The organism is Pseudomonas sp. S12(2018) (assembly GCF_024355235.1).
Taxonomy (GTDB): domain Bacteria; phylum Pseudomonadota; class Gammaproteobacteria; order Pseudomonadales; family Pseudomonadaceae; genus Aquipseudomonas; species Aquipseudomonas palmensis.
The window spans coordinates 180,286-199,856 of the sequence record NZ_QLAD01000008.1 but is presented as its reverse complement, the minus strand read 5'-3'; the positions used below and the strand labels follow the sequence as shown (position 1 = coordinate 199,856).

19 protein-coding genes are annotated in these 19,571 nt (G+C 64.5%); 4 read left to right on the top strand and 15 right to left on the bottom strand.

What is annotated here, in order from left to right; genetic code table 11:
• Positions 1–4 precede the first annotated feature (4 nt).
• Positions 5–901, bottom strand: coding sequence for a LysR substrate-binding domain-containing protein (locus tag DN388_RS19865; protein WP_054916410.1), 897 nt, complete (start codon positions 899–901; stop codon positions 5–7).
• Between the two features lie 126 nt (positions 902–1,027).
• Between DN388_RS19865 and DN388_RS19860 the strand changes: the two genes are divergently transcribed.
• Positions 1,028–2,092, top strand: a complete 1,065-nt coding sequence (locus tag DN388_RS19860) for a D-cysteine desulfhydrase family protein (protein ID WP_255001854.1) — start codon at positions 1,028–1,030, stop codon at positions 2,090–2,092.
• Here the strand turns inward: DN388_RS19860 and DN388_RS19855 are convergent.
• From DN388_RS19855 to DN388_RS19830, 6 genes are all read right to left on the bottom strand, one after another.
• Entirely contained in the window at positions 2,035–3,231 is a 1,197-nt protein-coding gene (locus tag DN388_RS19855; protein ID WP_058541904.1) for an NAD(P)/FAD-dependent oxidoreductase, read from the bottom strand. The two genes, DN388_RS19860 and DN388_RS19855, sit on opposite strands and share 58 nt — an antisense overlap.
• A complete protein-coding gene (locus DN388_RS19850) occupies positions 3,224–3,778 on the bottom strand; it encodes an OsmC family protein (protein ID WP_043863935.1) in 555 nt (184 codons plus the stop codon). Before DN388_RS19850 ends, DN388_RS19855 begins: the two co-directional genes overlap by 8 nt.
• Positions 3,779–3,855: 77 nt before the next feature.
• Entirely contained in the window at positions 3,856–4,623 is a 768-nt protein-coding gene (locus DN388_RS19845; protein WP_043863934.1) for an ABC transporter ATP-binding protein, read from the bottom strand.
• A complete protein-coding gene (locus DN388_RS19840) occupies positions 4,620–5,453 on the bottom strand; it encodes an ABC transporter permease (protein ID WP_078481402.1) in 834 nt (277 codons plus the stop codon). Before DN388_RS19840 ends, DN388_RS19845 begins: the two co-directional genes overlap by 4 nt.
• Positions 5,450–6,526 (bottom strand): ABC transporter substrate-binding protein, encoded by a 1,077-nt coding sequence (locus DN388_RS19835; RefSeq protein WP_052504310.1) that lies wholly within the window; start codon positions 6,524–6,526, stop codon positions 5,450–5,452. Before DN388_RS19835 ends, DN388_RS19840 begins: the two co-directional genes overlap by 4 nt.
• A 156-nt stretch (positions 6,527–6,682) precedes the next feature.
• A complete protein-coding gene (locus tag DN388_RS19830; protein ID WP_043863931.1) occupies positions 6,683–7,261 on the bottom strand; it encodes a TetR/AcrR family transcriptional regulator in 579 nt (192 codons plus the stop codon).
• Positions 7,262–7,497: 236 nt separating this feature from the next.
• On the opposite strand from DN388_RS19830, the gene DN388_RS19825 reads away from it, so the two are divergent.
• The 3 genes from DN388_RS19825 to DN388_RS19815 all read left to right on the top strand — a co-directional run bounded on the left by DN388_RS19825 (position 7,498) and on the right by DN388_RS19815 (position 11,488).
• On the top strand, positions 7,498–7,998 hold the full coding sequence (locus DN388_RS19825; RefSeq protein ID WP_043863930.1) for a sigma-70 family RNA polymerase sigma factor: 501 nt from the start codon (positions 7,498–7,500) through the stop codon (positions 7,996–7,998).
• Positions 7,998–8,945: a FecR domain-containing protein gene (locus DN388_RS19820; protein ID WP_088514350.1), complete on the top strand. Its 948-nt coding sequence runs from the start codon at positions 7,998–8,000 to the stop codon at positions 8,943–8,945. Before DN388_RS19825 ends, DN388_RS19820 begins: the two co-directional genes overlap by 1 nt.
• A gap of 113 nt (positions 8,946–9,058) precedes the next feature.
• Positions 9,059–11,488 (top strand): TonB-dependent receptor, encoded by a 2,430-nt coding sequence (locus tag DN388_RS19815; protein WP_255001849.1) that lies wholly within the window; start codon positions 9,059–9,061, stop codon positions 11,486–11,488.
• Between the two features lie 348 nt (positions 11,489–11,836).
• Here DN388_RS19815 and DN388_RS19810 read toward each other — a convergent pair whose 3' ends face one another.
• The 8 genes from DN388_RS19810 to eat form a co-directional block, all read right to left on the bottom strand.
• Positions 11,837–12,547, bottom strand: coding sequence for an XRE family transcriptional regulator (locus DN388_RS19810; RefSeq protein ID WP_255001846.1), 711 nt, complete (start codon positions 12,545–12,547; stop codon positions 11,837–11,839).
• A gap of 192 nt (positions 12,548–12,739) precedes the next feature.
• Positions 12,740–13,267 carry an inorganic diphosphatase gene (gene ppa, locus DN388_RS19805; protein WP_043863926.1) on the bottom strand — a complete coding sequence of 176 codons (528 nt, stop codon included), beginning with the start codon at positions 13,265–13,267 and terminating at the stop codon, positions 12,740–12,742.
• 91 nt (positions 13,268–13,358) lie between these two features.
• Positions 13,359–14,174, bottom strand: a complete 816-nt coding sequence (locus tag DN388_RS19800) for a zinc-dependent peptidase (RefSeq protein ID WP_043863925.1) — start codon at positions 14,172–14,174, stop codon at positions 13,359–13,361.
• A 9-nt stretch (positions 14,175–14,183) separates the two neighbouring features.
• Positions 14,184–14,834 carry a DedA family protein gene (locus DN388_RS19795; RefSeq protein WP_043863945.1) on the bottom strand — a complete coding sequence of 217 codons (651 nt, stop codon included), beginning with the start codon at positions 14,832–14,834 and terminating at the stop codon, positions 14,184–14,186.
• A gap of 274 nt (positions 14,835–15,108) precedes the next feature.
• Positions 15,109–15,567, bottom strand: a complete 459-nt coding sequence (locus DN388_RS19790; protein ID WP_043863924.1) for a GNAT family N-acetyltransferase — start codon at positions 15,565–15,567, stop codon at positions 15,109–15,111.
• 108 nt (positions 15,568–15,675) lie between these two features.
• Positions 15,676–16,503 (bottom strand): ethanolamine ammonia-lyase subunit EutC, encoded by an 828-nt coding sequence (gene eutC / locus DN388_RS19785; RefSeq protein WP_043863923.1) that lies wholly within the window; start codon positions 16,501–16,503, stop codon positions 15,676–15,678.
• Positions 16,504–16,510: 7 nt separating this feature from the next.
• A complete protein-coding gene (locus DN388_RS19780; RefSeq protein ID WP_054916335.1) occupies positions 16,511–17,905 on the bottom strand; it encodes an ethanolamine ammonia-lyase subunit EutB in 1,395 nt (464 codons plus the stop codon).
• Positions 17,906–17,951: 46 nt separating this feature from the next.
• A complete protein-coding gene (gene eat, locus DN388_RS19775) occupies positions 17,952–19,394 on the bottom strand; it encodes an ethanolamine permease (RefSeq protein ID WP_043863921.1) in 1,443 nt (480 codons plus the stop codon).
• Between the last annotated feature and the right edge of the window lie 177 nt (positions 19,395–19,571).

Here is a 19,571-nt window from a genome sequence, read left to right as displayed (position 1 = left end):
GCGCTCAGGGCTGGCTCGGCAAGCCGAGCCGCGCCTGGATGAACGCGACGAAGGCAGTGAGCTTGGGCAGTGACTTCTTCGAGCGTGGATACACCATCTGCACCGGTTTGTGGGCCGGTACATACGCCCCCAGAATGCTCACCAGCTCCTTGTTCGCCAGCGCGGCGGCCACCAGAAAGTCCGGCTGCATCAGGATCCCGCTGCCGGCAATGGCGGCCTGCAGCAGTACCTGGCCATCGTTGCTGCGAAGCACCGCCTGCTCGGGCCAGAACACCTCTTTGCCAGCCTGCTTGAGTGGCCAGGCAAAGCGGTTGTTCCAGGAGGTGTGGGTGAGAATTCGGTGGGCGTGGAGCGCCTCCGGTGTTGTCGGCTCGCCGGCCTTCTCGAGGTATTTCGGGGCGGCGCAGATCACCATCTGATAGGGCGGCAGGGGCTGCGAGACCAGGTTGGCGTCAACCAGCTCGGCGATCCTGAAGCCCAGGTCGAAGGCACTCTCGTAGAGGTCCACCACCTCGTTGCTCAGGATCAGCTCGACCTGAACCTGCGGGTAGCGCTGCATGAACTCGGTCACCAGCGGGCCGACCAGCGATACCCCCAGTGTCATCGGCGCGGTCACCCGCAGCAGGCCACTGGGTGCGTCGCTGGAGGCTTCTACCCGGTTGTAGGCGTAGGCGACCTGCTCCAGGGCGGTCCTGGCCTCGGCATAGAAGATACGGCCTTCGCCGGTTATGGTCTGCCGGCGTGTGGTGCGTTGAACCAGCCGGGTGTTCAGGGTTTTCTCAAGGCTCTGGACATGCCGCCCCACCATCACCGCCGACATCCCCAGCGCGGCAGCCGCCCCGGCAAAGCTGCCGGCTTCGACCACGGCAACAAATACTTCCATCTGCCTGAGCTTGCTCATCGAGTGATCCGAGAGGTGATGATTACTAACGTTGAGTGAGCCAATTGCTAACCTGGCGTGCGTTTATTGCGCTTTAGTTTATCCCTATAGTCCGTGGCATTGAACCAGAGCACGAGGTGTCATCCCATGCGACATGTACTGAGCCAGGCGCTGGGCGCATTCGCGCGCGCCGATCTGCTGCAGGGCGCCACCGGCATACAACGCGCCGAGCGTATCGAGCACCATCTGGGCCTGCCGGCCATGGGTGTCGGCCTGTACCTCAAGCGCGATGACCACATGCTTGTCGGCGGTGGCGGCAACAAGCTGCGCAAACTGGAGTTCCACCTGGGCGAGGCGCTGAAGAACGGCGTCGACACCCTGATCACCGTGGGCGGCATCCAGTCCAACCATGCGCGGTTGACGGCCGCCGTGTGCGCCCGGCTGGGGCTTGAATGCGAACTGATCCTCAGCCGTGCGGTGCCCAGGGCCGATCGCGATTACGAGCTCAATGGCAATGTGCTGCTCGACCAGCTGTTCGGGGCCAGGGTGCAGGTGCTGGACAGGGGCGCCGATGCACTGGCAGCGGCCGAGGCGCGCGCGCAGCAGTTGCGTGCGGCAGGTCGCAAGGTGCTGGTCATTCCCACCGGCGGTTCCACGCCGCTTGGCAGCCTGGGCTACGCCCGTTGCGCCGAAGAGATCGTGCAGCAGGAAACCGCGATGGGCGTGCAATTCGACGAGGTCGTGGTTCCCAATGGCAGCGCCGGCACCCATGCTGGGCTTGCGGCGGGGTTCGAGGTACTGGGGCGGGGTGCGGCGAGCGTCAGGTCCTGGTCGGTGCTGGCCGACCAGCAGGCCGCGGCGGCCACGACCCTGCAGTTGGCTCGCCAGGCGCTGGCCTTGCTGGGCCATGCTGCAAGCCTCGATGCGAGTGCGATCAACATCGATGGCAGCCAGTTGGGCGAAGGCTACGGGCTGCCGACCCAGGCCATGCTCGAAGCGGTGCGCCTGATCGCGCGCTGCGAAGGTGTGCTGGTGGACCCGGTGTACTCGGGCAAGGCCTTCGCCGGGCTGCTGGCCGACCTGCGACAGGGCCGCTATCGCCGCGGCGATAACGTGCTGTTCATCATGACCGGTGGCACCCCGGGGCTTTACGCCTACAGGGAAACCTTCGCCGAGCCGGTGCAAGGCGCCAGTTGCGTGGCGTCGAGATAGCCCTTGACCGCCCTTGCCACGCCAGGCGCCTGCAGGCCGATTTCGCGCAGCTGCCCGCTCAGGGGGTTGCGGTAGCCGATGAAGAACAGGCCCCGCGCAACGCTCGACTGGCCGTCGTCATCCACGGTCGGCTTGCCGTCCGCCGTGAGCGCCTCGGGGTACTGGATCAGCGCCTCCAGGCCGGTGGTGTAGCCGGTGCCCGCAACGATCACGTCCATGCGCAGCGTGCAGCGCTCGGTGCGGTCGATGCCGGTGTGGGCCACGGCGCCTTGCTCGTTCAGTTCCAGCAGCGGGCCGACCACCTTGATGCGGCGCTGTTTCAGGTCGTCGATCACCGGCATGAACAGCGTCGGCGTGACACTGCCCAGCCCGGACACGCCCTGTGCCGGTGGTGGCAGGCCGTAGGCCGACAGGTCGCCGACCCAGCGCCGCGACAACCAGCTCAGCACCGCGTCGCTCGCGCGGGGCGGTAGCCGACGGATCAACGTACCCAGTGCCGCCAGCGGCACGCCGAACAGGCTCTTGGGCAGAAAGTGCGGCGCGCGCCGCACCGACAGCGTGACCGACGCGGCATGGGGTACCAGGCGGCTGGCTATCTCGCAGGACGAATTGCCGCTGCCGACCACCACCACGTGCTTGCCGGCGTAGGCACGTGCATTGCCGAAGTGCGCAGCATGCACGATCTGCCCGGCAAAGCGCTGTGCCCCCGGCCACTGCGGGATCGACGGTACGCACGAGGTACCGGTGGCGACCACCAGCGCCGGTGCGCGCCACTCGCGGCCATCACGGCAACGCACCTGCCACATCGATTGCGCCTGAAGGTAGCCGACCGATTCCACGTCGCACCCGGTCAGCACCTCGAAGCCGCCCCGGGCCGGCAGTGACGCCAGCACCCGGGCCAGGTCATCGCGGCTCGGCCAGCGGCCTGCCGCCCATGGAAAGCGCCCGCCCGGCAACCCGGAAAACCAGCGCCCGGTGTTCAGGCGCAGGCCGTCATAGTGGTTGCGCCACACGTCGCCCACGGCCTGCGTGCGCTCTAGCACCAGCGGGCGCAGGCCGGCGCGTACCAGCTCGTAGGCGCAGGACAGCCCCGCCGGCCCGCCCCCCACCACCAGCACCCTGTGCGCGTTGTCAGCCATGGGTGGCGCCGCCGGTGTGTTGCACCTCCACCGTCAGGGGCACGGGACGCATGATGGTGTCGGGGATCGGCGCGGTCGGCAGCAGCTTGGCCAGCAATGCGTCCACGCGCTCGGGTGATTCTTCGGTATCGATCGACACCTGCACCTGGATGCTTTCAAAGCCCGGGTTGCCGCTGGTCACGCCAAATGCGGCGCGAAAATCCACGCGGCCGCTCACGTCCAGCACCAGGCTGTTGACCTTGACTCCGGATGCCGACAGGCCGCCGATGTAGGTGGCCGCCAGGCAGTTGCCGATACCCGCCAGCAAAAGTTCCTGGGGCGTGGCGCCCAGGCCGGCACCGCCATAGGCGCAGGGCTCGTCGCCGTGCAGCACGGCACCGGACTTGACCTTGGTGAGGGTCTGGTAGCCCTCGGTCCACTGCACACTGGTGTGGTAGAGCGGGCGTGCGATGTCACCCTCGCCATCGGCCCGGATGCGTTCGCGAACTGCTCGGCCGGCGTTGGCCTGGAGGCCGTTGATGGTGACGCGGTGGGTGGTTTCACTCATGGTCTGTGCTCTTCAAGGGGCGGCATGGCGGTCGAATGACCGTGTGCCAATCAGTTAATCGGGAGGTCCCGTGTCGACTAGAAATGCTCGGCCAGCCGGGTTTCGTGGGTCAGAAACGCGTCCAGCCGTTCTTGCAGGTCAAGCAGTTGCGCCGAGCGCACCTGGCGCGGGCGCGGCAGGTCGATTTCCAGGATCTGGGCGATGCGGCCGTGGGGCGTGCTGGCCATCAGCACGATACGGTCGGCCAGCAGCAGCGCCTCCTGCAGGTCGTGGGTCACCATCAGCACCGTGGCGCCGCTGGTGTTCCAGGCGCGCAGCAACTGGTCCTGCATCAGGCGCCGGGTCTGTGCGTCCAGTGCCGAAAACGGCTCGTCGAGCAGCAGCAGGCGTGGCTCCAGGGCCAGTGCCCTGGCCAGGGCGATGCGCTGGCACATGCCGCCGGACAATGCCGCCGGCCGGTGCCGGGCGAATTCGGCCAGGCCCACGTCGGCAAGCAACTGCTCGGCGCGCCGGGTGGCCGCTTCACGGTCCAGCCCGCGGTTGAGCAGGGCGATGGCAATGTTTTCCACCGCACTCATCCAGGGGAACAGGTTGTTCTGCTGGAAGATCAGCGCACTGTCGGGCTGGTTGCCGCTCACTGCCTGGCCGTCGTACAGCAGGTGCCCGGTGCTGGGTTGCTGCAGGCCCGCGGCGATGTTGAGCAGGGTACTCTTGCCGCACCCGCTGCGCCCCAGCAGCACGGTGAAACTGGCGGCCTTGATATCCAGGTCACCCACCTCGACCCGTGTGCCGCCTTCGAACTGCTTGCTCAGGCCACGAAAACTCAGCGTGGCGCCCCGGCTCATGACGCCCACCCGGTGAGGCGGCGTCCGAGCAACAGCATCAGGCGATCCACCACGAAACCCACGACACCAATGGTCATCACACCCACCATCACCAACGGCATGTTGTACATCTGCTGGGCCATGATGATCATGTAGCCCAACCCGGAATTGATTCCCGCCATCTCCCCGGCCAGCACCGCCATCCATGCGCCGAAGAACGCCATGCGCAGGCTGGTCATCGCACTGGGGGCGATTGCCGGCAGTCGCACGCGCAGCCAGATCTGTTGGCGCGTGCACCTCAGGTTGCGGGCGATGTTCAGGTACTGCGGGTCGATGGCATCCAGCGCGGCGACCAGCGACAGCGTCATGGTGCCCAGCACGGCCAGGAACACCACGAACACCGCGGCCTGTCCGCCGATGCCGATCACCGCGATGGTGAAGGGGACCCAGGCCACCGGTGAGATCGGCGCCAGGGTCTGCACCAGCGGCAGGATCAGGCGGCGCAGCAGCTTCACCTCGGTGGTGATCACCGCCAGCAGCAGCGCCACCAGGCTGCCAGCCAGCAACCCGCCGCTGACCCGCAGCAGGGTCACCAGCAAGGCCTCCAGCAAGCCGCTGCGCTGCTGCCCGAAACCCACCACCGCTTCGCCGGAAAACGCATACGGCAGGGTCACGCTAGGCGGCGGGAGCACGCGGCCATCCAGCCAGCCAGACTGCACCGCCAGCTCCCATGCGCCGATCAGCAATGCCCACGCCAGCAGGAACCACAGCGTGTCGCGCAGCGCGTCCAGATAACGCGGGGCACGGCGTGCGTCGGGCTGCCGGCTCAGGGTCAGAACGGCCTGGTTCATCCCGTCACCTGGGCAGCAGGTTGATGACGCAGGTCCAGAACCGCATCGATCGGGTTGTCGGTGAAGTAGCCCAGTTCGACCAGGTAGCCGGCGCCGCGCTTGAGGCCGGCCACGCCTACCGGGCTGATGACCGGGTTGGGCGCCTGGCGTGCCAGGGCCACCTTGAGCACCTCGTTGGATACCCCGTAGATCGGCTGCAATTGCTGGATGGCGTTGTCGAAGTCGGCTTTCATCGCAGTGGCCGATGCCTGCAGCAGTTCCAGGTAGCGTTTGAGCAGCGGCCCCTGTTCCTGGCTGGTGCGCACCTGCGTGGTGATCACGCAGTCGGCGGCCTCCGGGCCCCACACCGCGTTGGAGTCGCTCAGGTAGCGTGCGCCGGTGGTGCTGACCACGTTCTGGGCATAGGGCTGTGCCAGGGTGCACACGTCGAGGCGGCCGTTGGCGATGGCTTCGCCCATCCCGGCCATGCTCGGGAAGAAGGTCATCTGATAGTCGTTGTAGGATTTGCCGTGGCGCGCCATCGAGCCGTAGCCCACCAGTTCCAGGGTATCCAGGCGCAGGGTGCCGACGCGCAGGCCGCTGCCTGCGGCGGCGATGAATTCATCCAGGCTGGCCACCGAGCCGTTGCGCGCCACCAGTTCGATGCCGCCTTGCCCCGAGCCACCGATGATGCGCAGCTCCTGGGTGCCCTTGGCGTAGGCGGCTGCGGTCATGGTCCAGGGCCCGTGCATCAGTTCCAGCCGACCTGCCAACAAGGCCTGCAGGGCATCGCTTGGGCTGTTGAATTGCGTCAGCTCCACCTGCAGGCCCGCCGCCGCAAAATCACCGCGCAGCTTTGCCAGCAGCAGGTGCGACACGCAGCCGGCGGGCATGTGCCCCACACGCAGCAGTGGCCCGCCGGTGGCAGCTTCGACCTTGCTGGCCGCTGCCAGCAGCGCGGTGCCGGCGGCGCTCAGCGCCAGCATGCCGCAGCCACAGGCGCACATGAACGAGCGGCGGCTCAGGTTGGACTGGAGTGCGGGCGTCGCTTGCGCGCCACTGGTGGAGAACAATCGCTGGAAAAAATCTCTCATCACACGCATCCCAAAACAGGTAGACCGATCGTTCTCGGCAGGCGCGTGAAGTATGTGAGATCTGCGATATAAGCAGAACTAATATTTTAAGCTTAGCTTATGCCTCGTTAGCATATAGGCGCCGAGGCCTGCACCGGCAGCGGTGCAGGGGGCGGGCTAGGCGGCTTTCGCTTCGCGCAGCAGGGTCAGCAGGATCGAGCGTGCAACCTGTGCGCTTCTGGCGTTGCGCGAGACCATCGCGGTGGCGATGGCACCGTCGATCAGCAGCGAGATCTGCTGCGCGACCCAGGCCGGTTCCGGCAGCCCGCAGGCCGCGGCCAGTTGCTCGATGCGGTCATGCACCCGATCGAAGTGCGCCTGGGCCAGGTCACGTACCCAGCTGGAAGACTTGTCGTGTTCGGCGACGGCGTTGGTGAACAGGCAGCCGAAGAAGCGCCCGCTGGCGAACCATTCCTCGAGCAGGTCGAACAGAAAGATCAGGCGTTGCTCCGGGTCGTCGGTACGCTGAGGCAGTGCCTGGTCAAACCAGCCAAACCACATCGCTGCCTCGCGATCGAACACGGCACGCAGCAGGTTCTCCTTGGAGCCATAGGTCTCGTACAGCGTGCGCCGCGCGACCTTGGCATCGCTGAGCAGGCGCGAAACGCCCGTTGCATGAATGCCTTCACGGCAGAACAGCCGTCGCGCGCTTTCCAGCAGGCGCTCGGCGGCAACGGTCGGGGGTGTGCTTTCCATCAAAATCGGTTCCGGCTGAATCAGTTTGGTGCAGAGTGCAACTTAATGGGTGGGGTGTCATCAGGGAAAGTGCTGGAGGTTGGGTTTTCGCGGGCAGGGAGAGGGGGCAGGTGCGTAGTTTGCCCTGGGCATCATCAGGCCAGATGCACACCTGGCGGGCGGATTGCCCCTTGCACGAACTGCGCTCGCCCTAAATAATGCGATCAATTACCATTTGCATATTTAATGGCCCCCTTATGTCCGCACTCGAGCCTTTGGCACTTCACCAGCTTTATTCCGAACACAACGGTTGGCTGAAAGGCTGGTTGCGCATGCGCCTGGGCAATTCGGCCGATGCTGCGGATCTGGCCCAGGACACCTTCGTGCGGGTCATGACGGCACGCAACGCCGCGCCGATCCGAGAGCCGCGGGGCTACCTGACTGCAATTGCGCGCTCGCTGTTGATCGACAAGTCGAGGCGACGGGCGATCGAGCAGGCGTATCTGGTGGCCCTGGCGCAGAAGCCTGAACCGGTCGAGGTATCACCTGAGGTGCGCTTGTCCATTCTCGAGATGCTGGTGGCGGTCGACAGCCTGCTGGACGGGCTGGGCAAGCGTACCCGGGAGATCTTTCTGTCGGTGCAGCTGGAAGGGCAGACCTATGTGGCGGTGGCCGAACGCCTCGGGGTCTCGGTCACCACGGTGAAGAACCATCTGGTGCGAGCCATGACCGAGTGCCTGTTGCTGGCGGACAACTGATGAGCGCGGCGCTCGATCGTCGGACCCTCGAGGCTGCTGCGACCTGGTACGTGCAGCTCAACGATGCAGGGGTGGACGAGGCTTGCACCCGGGCCTGGCAGCAATGGTTGGGGGCAGATCCTTTGCACGCCGAGGCATGGGCGCGGGTCGAGGCGTTCCAGCGGCAATGGGCAACGGTACCCGCACATGCCGCCCGGTCAGGGCTGGATGCGGCCCAGGCGCAACGCCGCGAGGTATTGAAGATCCTCGGCGTGTTGCTGGCGGTCGGGGGCAGCAGCTGGATGATCGGCAAACCGCTGGCGAACCATGGCCTGTTCGCTCAGCAGAGCACGGGCGCGCGCGAGCGTCGCTCGCTGCGGCTGGACGACGGATCGCAGCTGGAACTCAATGCCAACACCGCGCTGGATGCGAGCTTCGACGGGCAACTTCGGCTTATCCGTCTTTACCGCGGGGAGATCCTCGTGCAAACCGCCAAGGATCCTGGGCAGCGGCCGTTTATCGTCGAGACCCAGGACGGGCGCATCCACGCGCTCGGGACGCGCTTCAGCGTGCGCCAGATGACGGACCGGACCCGCGTGGGTGTGCTGCAGTCGGCGGTCGAGCTCCGTCCTCGCCGTCACCCGGAGCGGGCAGTGCGTCTGGAGGCCGGTCAGCAGGCGGCGTTCGATCCTGATCGCGCCGATCCTGCCGGTGTCTTGGCCCAGGGTTCGACCGCGTGGGTGCAGGGCATGCTGAGTGTCAACGAGTGGCGCCTCGGGGAGTTCATCGACGAGTTGGGGCGCTATCGCCCGGGCGTGCTGCGCTGCGCCGGGGCGGTTCGCGACCTGAGCATTTCCGGAGCGTTTCGTATCGACGATACAGATGCGGTCCTGGAAAACCTGACCCGGACCTTGCCGGTGAAGCTGCGTTACCTGACCCGCTACTGGGTCAGTGTCGAAGCCGTCTGAACCGTCACTGACAGAAAATACGCGGAGCACCTTGCTGATTATGATTCTCATCCGTCAATGACAGGAGCCGCGATGACAGCGGATTTCTGCCAAGACAACAGAAGGATCATTTCATGCCCCAGCTTTGCTTCTCCCCCTCGATCTCATTGCCCCGCGCAGTGCGCCTGGCGATGTTCGGCCTGACGATGGCGAGTGTGCCGGGGGTGGTGCTGATGCCTGCTGCGGCTCACGCCCAGAGCCGTATCGCCTACCACATCGGCGCAGGCCCGCTGGGTAGCGCGCTGACCCAGTTCGGCGTACAGGCGGGTGTGACGATTTCCTTCGATCCGCGGCAGATCCATGCGCTGACCACCCCGGGCCTTGATGGTGCCTATGGGGTCGATGAGGGGCTGGCGCTGCTGCTGTCCAACAGCGGCTTGCGCGCTCAGCGCCAGGCCAATGGTGGGTATCTGCTGGTCCAGGACGGTTCCTCGGACGCGGTCGTGCTCGGCGCCACCACCGTCAACGGGCAGGGCCTGGGCGCCACGACCGAGGGCACCGGTTCGTACACCACGGGTTCGACCAACACGGCAACCAAGCTCGCCCTGAGCCTGCGGGAAACACCGCAGTCGGTGACGGTGATCACCCGCAAGAGGATGGACGACCAGAACATCCAGAGCCTGGACGACATCGCGCGCACGGCGACCGGTATCACCCTCACCAAGATCGGCACTGATCGCTCCACCTATTACTCGCGCGGCTTCGAGATCAGCGACCTGCAATATGACGGCATTCCGACCAACATCTCGGAAAACTACTCCATGGACGTCATGTCCACCTCGAACATGGCCATCTATGACCGCGTCGAGGTCGTACGCGGCGCCAACGGCCTGATGCAGGGCACGGGCAACCCGTCGGCGGCGATCAACCTGGTACGCAAACGGCCGACCCAGGACTTTCGTCTGGGCGCGGAGCTGGGGGCAGGCTCCTGGGACAACTACCGTGGCCAGGTGGATGTTTCCGGGCCACTGACCCCTACGGGCAATGTTCGCGGCCGTGCAGTGGCCTACTACAACAACGCCAACAGCTACCGCGACGGCTCCGAGCGTGACAACCAGTTGCTGTACCTGGTGGGGGAGGCGGATCTGAAGGATTCCACCGTACTGACGGTGGGCGCCACTCTCCAGAAAGACAACCAGAACGGCTATGACTGGGGCGGCTTGAACACTCGTCGTGACGGCTCCTTCTATCCGCTTTCGCGTTCCACCAACCTCAACGGCAAGTGGGCCCATCTGGATCGCAACAACTACACGCTGTTCAGCGACCTCACGCACACCTTCGACAACGAGTGGAAGTTGACCCTGGCCATGAATGCGATCTGGTCGAACGCCGACTTTCTCTCCGCGTACCCGAACCGGGTAGCGGGCGACAACTATCGCATGACCGTCTCCCAGGCCGATTACGAAGACACCCAGTTCGCCCTGGACCTCTATGCTACCGGGCCCTTCGAGCTGTTCGGGCGCAAGCATCAGTTGATGCTCGGGGCCAACACGCGCAAGGACGAGTTCGACGCGGTGATCAAGAGCGCCACCAACAACCCGACGATCGACATCACCGACTTCGACTACAGTGCCCTGCCCAGCCCGATCCTCAATGCTATCGGCGCAGACTACAACTACACCCGCAAGGAGCGCGGCCTGTATGGTGCCTCGCGCTTCAGCCTGACCGATGACCTGAGCCTGATCGTCGGTACGCGGGTGAGCTGGTCGGACTACAAGGTGGCCAGCCCCTATACCAATGACCAGTATCGGGAGAATGGCCGGCTGGTGCCCTATGCCGGGCTGGTGCTGGACCTGGACAAGCACCACACCTGGTATGCCAGCTACACCGAGATCTACAAGACACAGAGTTACTACGGTGTCGGCAATACCTTGCTTGACCCGATCGAAGGCGAGAATTACGAAACCGGCATCAAGGGTGAGTACTTCGATGGTCGGCTGAACACCTCGCTGGCAATCTTCCAGACCAGCTTGGAGAACATGCCCGAGGCGTTGCCGGTGTCGCCCACCTGTGGTGTGACGGGGACGAGCAAGTGCTACGAAACAGGCGCAAAAGTGCGTAACCGTGGCTTCGAACTGGAAGTTTCCGGCGAGCCGTTGGAGAACTGGAATGTCAGCGCTGGCTATACCTATAGCGATCCCGAATATGTGGCGGGCGCCAGCAAGGGTTCGGACTACTACCGCAAGATCCCGCGCCGCCTGCTCAAGGTGGCGACCGACTACCGCTTGCCCGGTGTCCTCGACCACTGGCGTGTGGGCGGCGATGTCTATGCACAGAGCCGCACTGCCGCCGACGTGACCGGGTACGACATCAAGCAGGGCGGCTACACCTTGCTCAACCTGCATGCGCACTATCAGATCAACCAACAGTTCAGCGTGCAGTACAACCTCAACAACGTTCTGGACAAGGTCTACTACCAGTCCTTGCCCACTTCCAACAACTTCGGCGGCCTGTACTACGGTGATCCGCGCAATTTTGCGGTGACGCTGCGCTACCAATACTGATGCAAGGCCTGGGCGTGGCTTTTCGGAGAGTCCCGATGGCGTGGCCATGTCCAGGCGGCCTTTACCCGTCTCCCCATGCAAGGTTTGGGAATGGCTTCAGGGGTTGGGACGGGTTTTTCTGGGCATTAAAAAGCCGGCTTGTGGCCGGCTTCTCGGGGACAGTCTTGGCTGACTTTTGGTAAGCCGCAACCGCCTTCAAATCGTGATCCGGCGCTGGGGCCGGGGGTGGCGGGGGCAGTGTGTGCCGCGCCACGCCCTCAGGATGCAAGGCTGCAACCGGGGCTTGAGTGCGGCACAGCATACTGGGAATGGATCGCAATGCCCAGCAAAAAAACCGCTGCAACCGCTTTAGCGCGGGCGATCATCCCGCAGGTGAGCCCACCAGAACACCCACCCCAGTACCTCCAGACCCTGGTTGCGGATTTGCGACAGGCTGTAGGTTTCGCTCGGAAATTCGTCACCGTCATGGCTGTGCAGACGCAATGCGCCATTGGCCCGTTCGCTCAAGGTGTGCACCCGCAAGCGCCCGTTGTGCAGCAGCGCGTACATCTCGCCCTCGATCACGCGGGTCAGGCTGCGGTCTATCGCCAAGGTTGCGCCGTACTGCAGCAAGGGGTTCATGTTGTAGTCGGGCATGCTCACGCAAAGCGCCTGCGCAGCATCGACCCCGAGGTTGTCCAGCGCACAGCGCGGCAAACGCAGGTGGCGGCCAGGGATTTCGGCAAACTGCCGGGGCTGCGCATGGTAGAAGGGCAGCAGCACGTCCTGCTCGCCATGCGCGGCGAACAGGCTGTGGTCCGGGGCCTGCTGCTCCTGCTCGCCACGGTTGCGGCTGACCCGCGGCAGCGGGTTGTGGTGCTTGGGGCCCTCGCCAGTACGCAGCCAGCGAGGGCGTACGCACAGCAGCTCGGCAATCTCGTCCAGACGCGCCATAGGCACGCCGCGCTGGAACCAGTTGTTCACATGCTGCGGCGTCACCCCGCGCTGGGCGGCAAAGTCGGAAGCGGTCAGGTTGCACTCGCGCAGGAGCGCTTTCAAACGATCACCAGATGTATTCATGGTGATTGAGTTTAGTGAGGGAAAAGAAGGGTTTATATAAACATTGGGTTGAAGTGTTTCGCGGGCAAAAGCGGGGGTATTACAGGGGGTTCTGTTAGTGTTGTAGGAATAATCGGACGCTGTTGTTTCAAGCAGCGAGCCGCAGATGCAAAAAAGCCCCGCAATCGCGGGGCTTTTCCTCAAGCGCAGTGCTTAGCCCTTGTAGGCTGCCACCGACTTGGTGATCTCGGCACGGGCCGCTTCTGCGTCACCCCAGCCGTCGATCTTGACCCACTTGCCTTTCTCCAGATCCTTGTAGTTCTCGAAGAAGTGCTTGATCTGCTCCAGCAGCAGTGCCGGCAGGTCGGTGTACTCTTTGACGTCGACGTACAGCTGCGACAGCTTGTCGTGCGGTACTGCGATGACCTTGGCGTCGCCGCCGCCGTCGTCGGTCATGTGCAGGATACCGACCGGGCGAGCACGGATCACCGAACCTGGGGCTACCGGGTACGGGGTCACCACCAGCACGTCCAGCGGATCACCGTCGTCAGCCAGGGTGTTGGGGATGAAGCCGTAGTTGGCCGGGTAGAACATCGGGGTGGCCATGAAGCGGTCCACGAACAGGCAATCGCTGTCCTTGTCGATCTCGTACTTGATCGGTGCGTGGTTGGCTGGAATCTCGATGGCGACGTAGATGTCGTTCGGCAGGTCTTTGCCAGCCGGAATCTTGCTGTAGCTCATTGGGCATTGCCCCCATGTTTGGCCAAAAATTGGTCGCGATTATAGGCACATTCCGTAACGCTTGCCACGCCCGGCCAGATGCCCGGCCTGGTCAATTAGTCGTGTGCTGGTAGTGCGGATGGCTACGTTGCAGCTGTTGCAGGCGGGCCAGCGGATCCTGGCGGTAGAACGCGCTCAGTTGCGCGTAAACCGCGGGGTAGGCCTGCATCAGCAGGTCCGGGGCACTGAAGAAGTATTCGCTGGTCACGGCGAAGAATTCGGCCGGGTTTTCCGCTGCATAGGGGTCGATGGCCGTTTCGGCATCGGGGTTGCGGTCAAGCTGGCGGTTGAGATCGTCGTAGGCCTGCTGCATGGCCTGCGCCCAGTCCGCCACGCGCATGCTGTCATGCAGCGGCGGCAGGCCATTGGCATCGCCGTTGAGCATGTCGAGCTTGTGCGCCAGCTCGTGAATCACCAGGTTGTAGCCTTCCCAGCCACCGCTGGCCAGCACCCCGGGCCAGGCCAGGATCACCGGGCCCTGCTGCCAGGCCTCGCCACTGTGTTCGCCATCCCATTCATGCTCCACACCGCTGGCATCACGGTGGCGCTGGGGGCTGACGAAGTCATCGGGGTACAGCACGATTTCATGGAAGCCCTGGTACCAGTTCAGATCGCCCAGGTGCAGCAGCGGCAGTTGCGCCTGGGCCGCCAGGTGCAGGCGCTGCTCGGCATCGGCGTCGACGCCGGGCAGGGTGGTGAGGTGCTTTTGCTGCAGGAACAGGATGCAGGCTTCACGCAGCCAGTGATCTTCTTCGTCGCTGATGCCGTCGAGCATCGGCAGGCCCTCGCGTACCCGCTGCCACTGCTGCGGCTCGATCGGGTAGCGGGCCAGGGTACGACGGCGCCGCCAGGCGCTCAGGCTCCACATGTGCGCGGGTTACTGGGCCTTGGCCTGGCCACGGCCCATGCGGCTGCGCACCAGGCCGATGATCATCGGCACCAGCGACAGCAGGATGATCGCCACGATCATCAGCGACAGGTTGGACTTGATGAACGGCACGTTGCCGAAGAAGTAGCCCAGCGTCACCAGGCCACACACCCACAGGATGGTGCCGGCGACGCTGAACATCAGAAAACGCGGATAGACCATTTTTGCCAGGCCCGCGACGAAAGGCGCGAAGGTGCGCAGGATCGGCAGGAAGCGCGCCAGGGTGACGGTCTTGCCGCCATGGCGTTCGTAGAAGTCGTGGGTCTGCTGCAGGTAGTCGCGGCGGAAGATCTTCGAGTCGGGGTTGCGGAACAGGCGTTCCCCGGCCGTTCGCCCGATCACGTAGTTGGTGCTGTCGCCCAGGATGGCTGCCGCCATCAGCAGGCCGCACAGCAGTACCGGGTCCATGCCGCCGCCGGCGGCCACGGCACCGGCGATGAACAGCAGCGAATCGCCCGGCAGGAACGGCATGACGACCAGGCCGGTCTCGCAGAAGATCACCAGGAACAGGATGGCGTAGATCCACGGACCGTAATTGTTGACCAGCAAATCGAGGTAGGTATCGAGATGCAGAATGAGGTCCAGCGGGTTGAAATCCATGTACGGCACCTTGTTCAAGACCCGGCTCTACGGGCATGCGAGGACTGGCAGTGCGAAGTGTGTAGCCGTTACCCGGGGTAAGGGTAAAATTTCACACAAATTGAAAGGCCGCATTATACGGGCATGGCGTGATTATGGCGGAGCAGTTTGTAGCGGCGGATTTCTGGGCCCCAGCGCAGCGGGGCTGCTATGCAGCCCATCGCCAGCAAGGCTGGCGCCTACATGGCCAGTGCGCAGACCTGTGGAAGCCGGCTTTGCTGACGAAGGATGCCCGTCAGTCGGAATGGATCGGGAGGATATAGCTCTTGAACTCGGTATCTGCCTTGAACCCCATCGACTCGTAGGTCTTCATTGCCACCTCGTTGTCGCTGCTGGTCGAGGCACGCAGGCGCACGGCGTTGGTGTCCTTGGCCAGTTTCTTCGCCTCGCGCATCAGGTTGTCGGCCACCAGCATGCGCCGCGAGTCTTCGGCCACATAGATGTCGTTGAGTATCCATACGCGCTTGAGCGATAGCGACGAAAAGCTCGGGTACAGCTGGCAGAAACCCATCAGCTTGTTGTCATCGTCGTCCGGCAGCGCCAGGTAGATGATCGACTCGTCGCGCTCCAGGCGTTTTTCCAGAAACGAGCGCGAAGAGTCCGGATAGGGCAATTGCCCATAGAACTCGCGGTATTTGACGAACAGAGGGGCGAGCAGATCCAGATGCTCAAGAGTTGCTTTGATAATTCGCATAAGCAGGCCTCGGGTCCATGGGGAGTGGCGGCGAACCTCGGGCAGCCGTCACCCCAGATGCTGCCTAAAGCGCGAAAAAAGCGCAATCCGCTAAAAAGTGGTCAGTTCTCAATCATTGCCGAGTAAGAAGTTTCCATTTTTAGGGGTGTCGGCGTCTGATTCCAGGGTCTGGACCTGGGCTTCATCCTTCAGGTTGACCCCCGAGAGCTGCCGACGGCAGGCCTCGCGCATCAGGTACAGCAGGCGGTGGGCGGCCATGCCGTAGCTCAGCCCCTCCAGGCGTACGTTGGAAATGCAGTTGCGGTAGGCGTCGGTGAGGCCGACCCTGGGGCTGTAGGTGAAATACAGGCCCAGGCTGTCGGGGGAGCTCAGGCCCGGACGTTCGCCGATCAGGATCACAGTCATTTTCGCGCCCAGCAATTCGCCGACTTCATCGGCCACCGCCACCCGGCCCTGCTCCACCAGCACCACCGGGGCGGTGGACCATCCCTCGGCATCGATGTGCTCCTGCAGACGGTTGAGAAACGGCAGCGTGTGCCGGTGCACCGCCAGGGCCGAGAGGCCGTCGGCCACGATGATCGCCAGGTCGACCCCGCCCGGGTTGGCCTGGGCATGCTCGCGCAGTTGCCGGGCCGATTCCTCATGCAGGCGCCGCCCCAGGTCCGGGCGTTGCAGGTAGCTGTGGCGGTCGCTGGCGGCGCTGTGCAAGAGGATGCTGTCGCGCCCGCGTTGGCTAAGCTGTTCGCGCAGGCCCGCATGGTCGAATGCCAGGTGCACGGCATCGCGGGCCTGGGCGTGGGCGCACTGGAAGTCCAGCTGTGCGCGGGTCGGCAGGCTGGTACCGGTGCGCCCCAGGGCGATGCGCGCCGGGGTCAGGCGGCGCAGGTCGAGCCAGGGGTTGTCGCTGTTGTCGTGCTGCGTGGGTTGCTTGTCCATGGCTCGCTTATCCCAGTTGCGCCAGCGCCTGGCGGAAGGCCGGTGGCAGGTTGTCGCCAAACCGCACCCGGCCATCGGCCTGGGTGAAGATGCCCATGCGCGCCAGCCACGCCTCGAACTCCGGGGCCGGTTTCAGGCCCAGGGTCTGGCGTGCGTACAGCGCGTCGTGGAACGAGGTGGTCTGGTAGTTGAGCATGATGTCGTCGGAGCCGGGGATGCCCATGATGAAGTTGATCCCGGCCACCCCCAGCAGCGTCAGCAGCGTGTCCATGTCGTCCTGGTCGGCCTCGGCATGGTTGGTGTAGCAGATATCGCAGCCCATCGGCACGCCCAGCAGCTTGCCGCAGAAGTGGTCTTCCAGGCCGGCGCGGATGATCTGCTTGCCGTTGTACAGGTACTCCGGGCCGATGAAGCCGACCACGGTGTTGACCAGAAACGGCTTGAAATGCCGTGCCACGGCATAGGCCCGGGTTTCGCAGGTCTGCTGGTCGACGCCATGGTGCGCGTTGGCCGACAGCGCGCTGCCCTGGCCGGTCTCGAAGTACATCAGGTTCTGCCCGAGGGTACCGCGGTTCAGGCTCAGGCCGGCGTCGTAGCCTTCCTGCAACAGGTTGAGGTTGATGCCGAAACTGGCGTTGGCCGCCTCGGTGCCGGCAATGGACTGGAACACCAGGTCCAGCGGTACGCCGCGGTTGACGGCCTCGATCGAGGTGGTGACGTGGGTCAGCACACAGGCCTGGGTGGGGATGTCGTAGCGCTGGATGATCGCGTCGAGCATCTCCAGCAGGGCACAGATCGAGGCGATACTGTCGGTGGCCGGGTTGATGCCGATCATGGCGTCGCCGTTGCCGTACAGCAGGCCGTCGAGAATGCTCGCGGCGATGCCGGCCGGCTCATCCGTGGGGTGGTTGGGCTGCAGGCGGGTGGACAGGCGCCCGCGCAGGCCCAGGGTGCCGCGAAAGCGCGTGACCACGCGGATTTTCTGCGCCACCAGCACCAGGTCCTGCACGCGCATGATCTTCGAGACCGCAGCGGCCATTTCCGGGGTCAGCCCCGGGGCCAGGGCGCGCAGGCTGTCTTCGTCGGCCTGCTCGCTCAGCAGCCAGTCGCGCAGCCCGCCCACGGTCAGGTGGCTGACGGCGGCAAAGGCCTGTTTGTCGTGGGTGTCGATGATCAGGCGGGTGACTTCGTCGTCTTCGTAAGGGATCAGCGCCTCGCTGAGGAAGTGACTGAGCGGGATATCGGCCAGCGCCATCTGCGCGGCCACCCGTTCGGCGTCGTTGCCGGCCGCCACCCCGGCGAGAAAGTCGCCGGAGCGGGCCGGGCTGGCCTTGGCCATGACGTCCTTGAGGCTGTCGAAGCGGTAGGTCTGGGTGCCCACCGTGTGTACAAAACTGCTCATACGCAATCTCCATGGCGCCGCAGGCCAGGCCTGCGGCGCGGGGCGGTCAGTGCAAGGCCTCTTCGGCCTTCTGGATCGCGGCAAACTCTTCCTCCGGCGTGCCGGCCACCAGGTGGTGTCGGCTATAGAAGGCAAAGTACGCAATCAGCACGCCATAGATGATCGCAGCGCCAATCACCACCCGCGGGTCGACCAGGAAACCTGCGACCACCGCCAGGCAGGCCAGCACCAGCGCCACGCCCGAGGTGAAGATGCCGCCCGGGGTCCGGTACGGACGCTCCATTTTGGGGCGTTTTATGCGCAGGGTGATGTGCGCGGCCATCATCAGTACATAGGACAGCGTAGCGCCGAATACCGCCACCAGAATCAGCAGGTCGCCCTGGCCGGTCAGCGACAGCGCAAAGCCGATGATGCCGGGGATGATCAGCGCCAGTACCGGGGCCTTGCTACGGTTGGTCTGCGACAGCTTGCGCGGCAGGTAGCCGGCGCGCGACAGGGCGAAGATCTGCCGTGAATAGGCGTAGATGATCGAGAAGAAGCTGGCGATCAGGCCAGCCAGGCCCACCAGGTTGACGAAGCCGCCCATCCAGGTCGAGCCGCCGTAGGCCTTGGCCAGCGCCTCCACCAGTGGGTTGCCCGAGCTTTTCAGCGCTTCGGCGCCGGCGCCGCCCGGGCCGATCACCAGGATCAGCAGCGCGAAGCTGAGCAGCACCAGCATCGCACCGATCAGGCCGCGGGGCAGGTCGCGCTTGGGGTTCTTGGTTTCTTCGGCGGCCAGCGGCACGCCTTCGACCGCCAGGAAGAACCAGATGGCGTAGGGGATTGCCGCCCACACGCCGACGTAGCCGAACGGCAGGAAGCTGCTGGCGCCGGCTGCGTCGGTCTTGGCGATGTCGAACAGGTTGTTCGAATCGAAGTGCGGCACCATCGCGATCAGGAACACCGCCAGGGCAATCGCGGCCACGGCGGTGATGATGAACATCAGCTTGAGCGCTTCGCCCACGCCGAAAATGTGGATGCCGATGAAGATGATGTAGAACGCCAGGTAGATCACCCAGCCGCCGATGCCGAACAGCGATTCGCAGTACGCGCCGATGAACACTGCGATGGCGGCGGGGGCGATGGCGTATTCGATGAGGATCGCGGTGCCGGTCAGAAACCCGCCCCAGGGCCCGAAGGCGCTGCGGGCGAAGCCGTAGCCACCGCCGGCGGTGGGGATCATCGAGGACAGTTCGGCCAGCGAAAAGCACATGCACAGGTACATCGTGGCCATCAGCAGCGTGGCCAGGAACATGCCGCCCCAGCCACCCTGGGCCAGGCCGAAGTTCCACCCGGCGTAGTCGCCGGAGATCACGTAGGCGACGCCCAGACCCACCAGCAGGACCCAGCCTGCGGCACCTTTTTTCAGTTCACGTTGCTGGAAATACTCGGAACCGACCTTTTCGAAATCGACGGAAGCCGGCGCGTTGCCGGAATGATCGCTTGGCATGGGAATTCACCTGTTCTTTTTTTAGTCACCGGCGGGTGCCGGCCTGTGGTGATGGTCTTGCACGAAAGGGGCCAGAACAGCTGCAAGCTTCAAGCTGCAAGCCGCAAGAGAAGGCAAATCGCATGGGGTCTGCTTTTTCTTGCTGCTTGAAGCTTGCCGCTTGCAACCGGGCTTCCT

Bases quoted from the DNA above. Each gene is read 5' to 3' on its own strand.
- DN388_RS19800 (WP_043863925.1), bottom strand. From the start codon at position 14,174: ATGTGGAGCCTGAGCGCCTGGCGGCGCCGTCGTACCCTGGCCCGCTAC.
- DN388_RS19790 (WP_043863924.1), bottom strand. From the start codon at position 15,567: ATGCGAATTATCAAAGCAACTCTTGAGCATCTGGATCTGCTCGCCCCT.
- DN388_RS19855 (WP_058541904.1), bottom strand. From the start codon at position 3,231: ATGGCTGACAACGCGCACAGGGTGCTGGTGGTGGGGGGCGGGCCGGCG.
- DN388_RS19830 (WP_043863931.1), bottom strand. From the start codon at position 7,261: ATGGAAAGCACACCCCCGACCGTTGCCGCCGAGCGCCTGCTGGAAAGC.
- DN388_RS19810 (WP_255001846.1), bottom strand. From the start codon at position 12,547: ATGAATACATCTGGTGATCGTTTGAAAGCGCTCCTGCGCGAGTGCAAC.
- DN388_RS19780 (WP_054916335.1), bottom strand. From the start codon at position 17,905: ATGAGCAGTTTTGTACACACGGTGGGCACCCAGACCTACCGCTTCGAC.
- DN388_RS19865 (WP_054916410.1), bottom strand. From the start codon at position 901: ATGAGCAAGCTCAGGCAGATGGAAGTATTTGTTGCCGTGGTCGAAGCC.
- ppa (WP_043863926.1), bottom strand. From the start codon at position 13,267: ATGAGCTACAGCAAGATTCCGGCTGGCAAAGACCTGCCGAACGACATC.
- DN388_RS19845 (WP_043863934.1), bottom strand. From the start codon at position 4,623: ATGAGCCGGGGCGCCACGCTGAGTTTTCGTGGCCTGAGCAAGCAGTTC.
- DN388_RS19860 (WP_255001854.1), top strand. From the start codon at position 1,028: ATGCGACATGTACTGAGCCAGGCGCTGGGCGCATTCGCGCGCGCCGAT.
- DN388_RS19835 (WP_052504310.1), bottom strand. From the start codon at position 6,526: ATGAGAGATTTTTTCCAGCGATTGTTCTCCACCAGTGGCGCGCAAGCG.
- eat (WP_043863921.1), bottom strand. From the start codon at position 19,394: ATGCCAAGCGATCATTCCGGCAACGCGCCGGCTTCCGTCGATTTCGAA.
- DN388_RS19825 (WP_043863930.1), top strand. From the start codon at position 7,498: ATGTCCGCACTCGAGCCTTTGGCACTTCACCAGCTTTATTCCGAACAC.
- DN388_RS19820 (WP_088514350.1), top strand. From the start codon at position 7,998: ATGAGCGCGGCGCTCGATCGTCGGACCCTCGAGGCTGCTGCGACCTGG.
- eutC (WP_043863923.1), bottom strand. From the start codon at position 16,503: ATGGACAAGCAACCCACGCAGCACGACAACAGCGACAACCCCTGGCTC.
- DN388_RS19815 (WP_255001849.1), top strand. From the start codon at position 9,059: ATGCCCCAGCTTTGCTTCTCCCCCTCGATCTCATTGCCCCGCGCAGTG.
- DN388_RS19850 (WP_043863935.1), bottom strand. From the start codon at position 3,778: ATGAGTGAAACCACCCACCGCGTCACCATCAACGGCCTCCAGGCCAAC.
- DN388_RS19840 (WP_078481402.1), bottom strand. From the start codon at position 5,453: ATGAACCAGGCCGTTCTGACCCTGAGCCGGCAGCCCGACGCACGCCGT.
- DN388_RS19795 (WP_043863945.1), bottom strand. From the start codon at position 14,834: ATGGATTTCAACCCGCTGGACCTCATTCTGCATCTCGATACCTACCTC.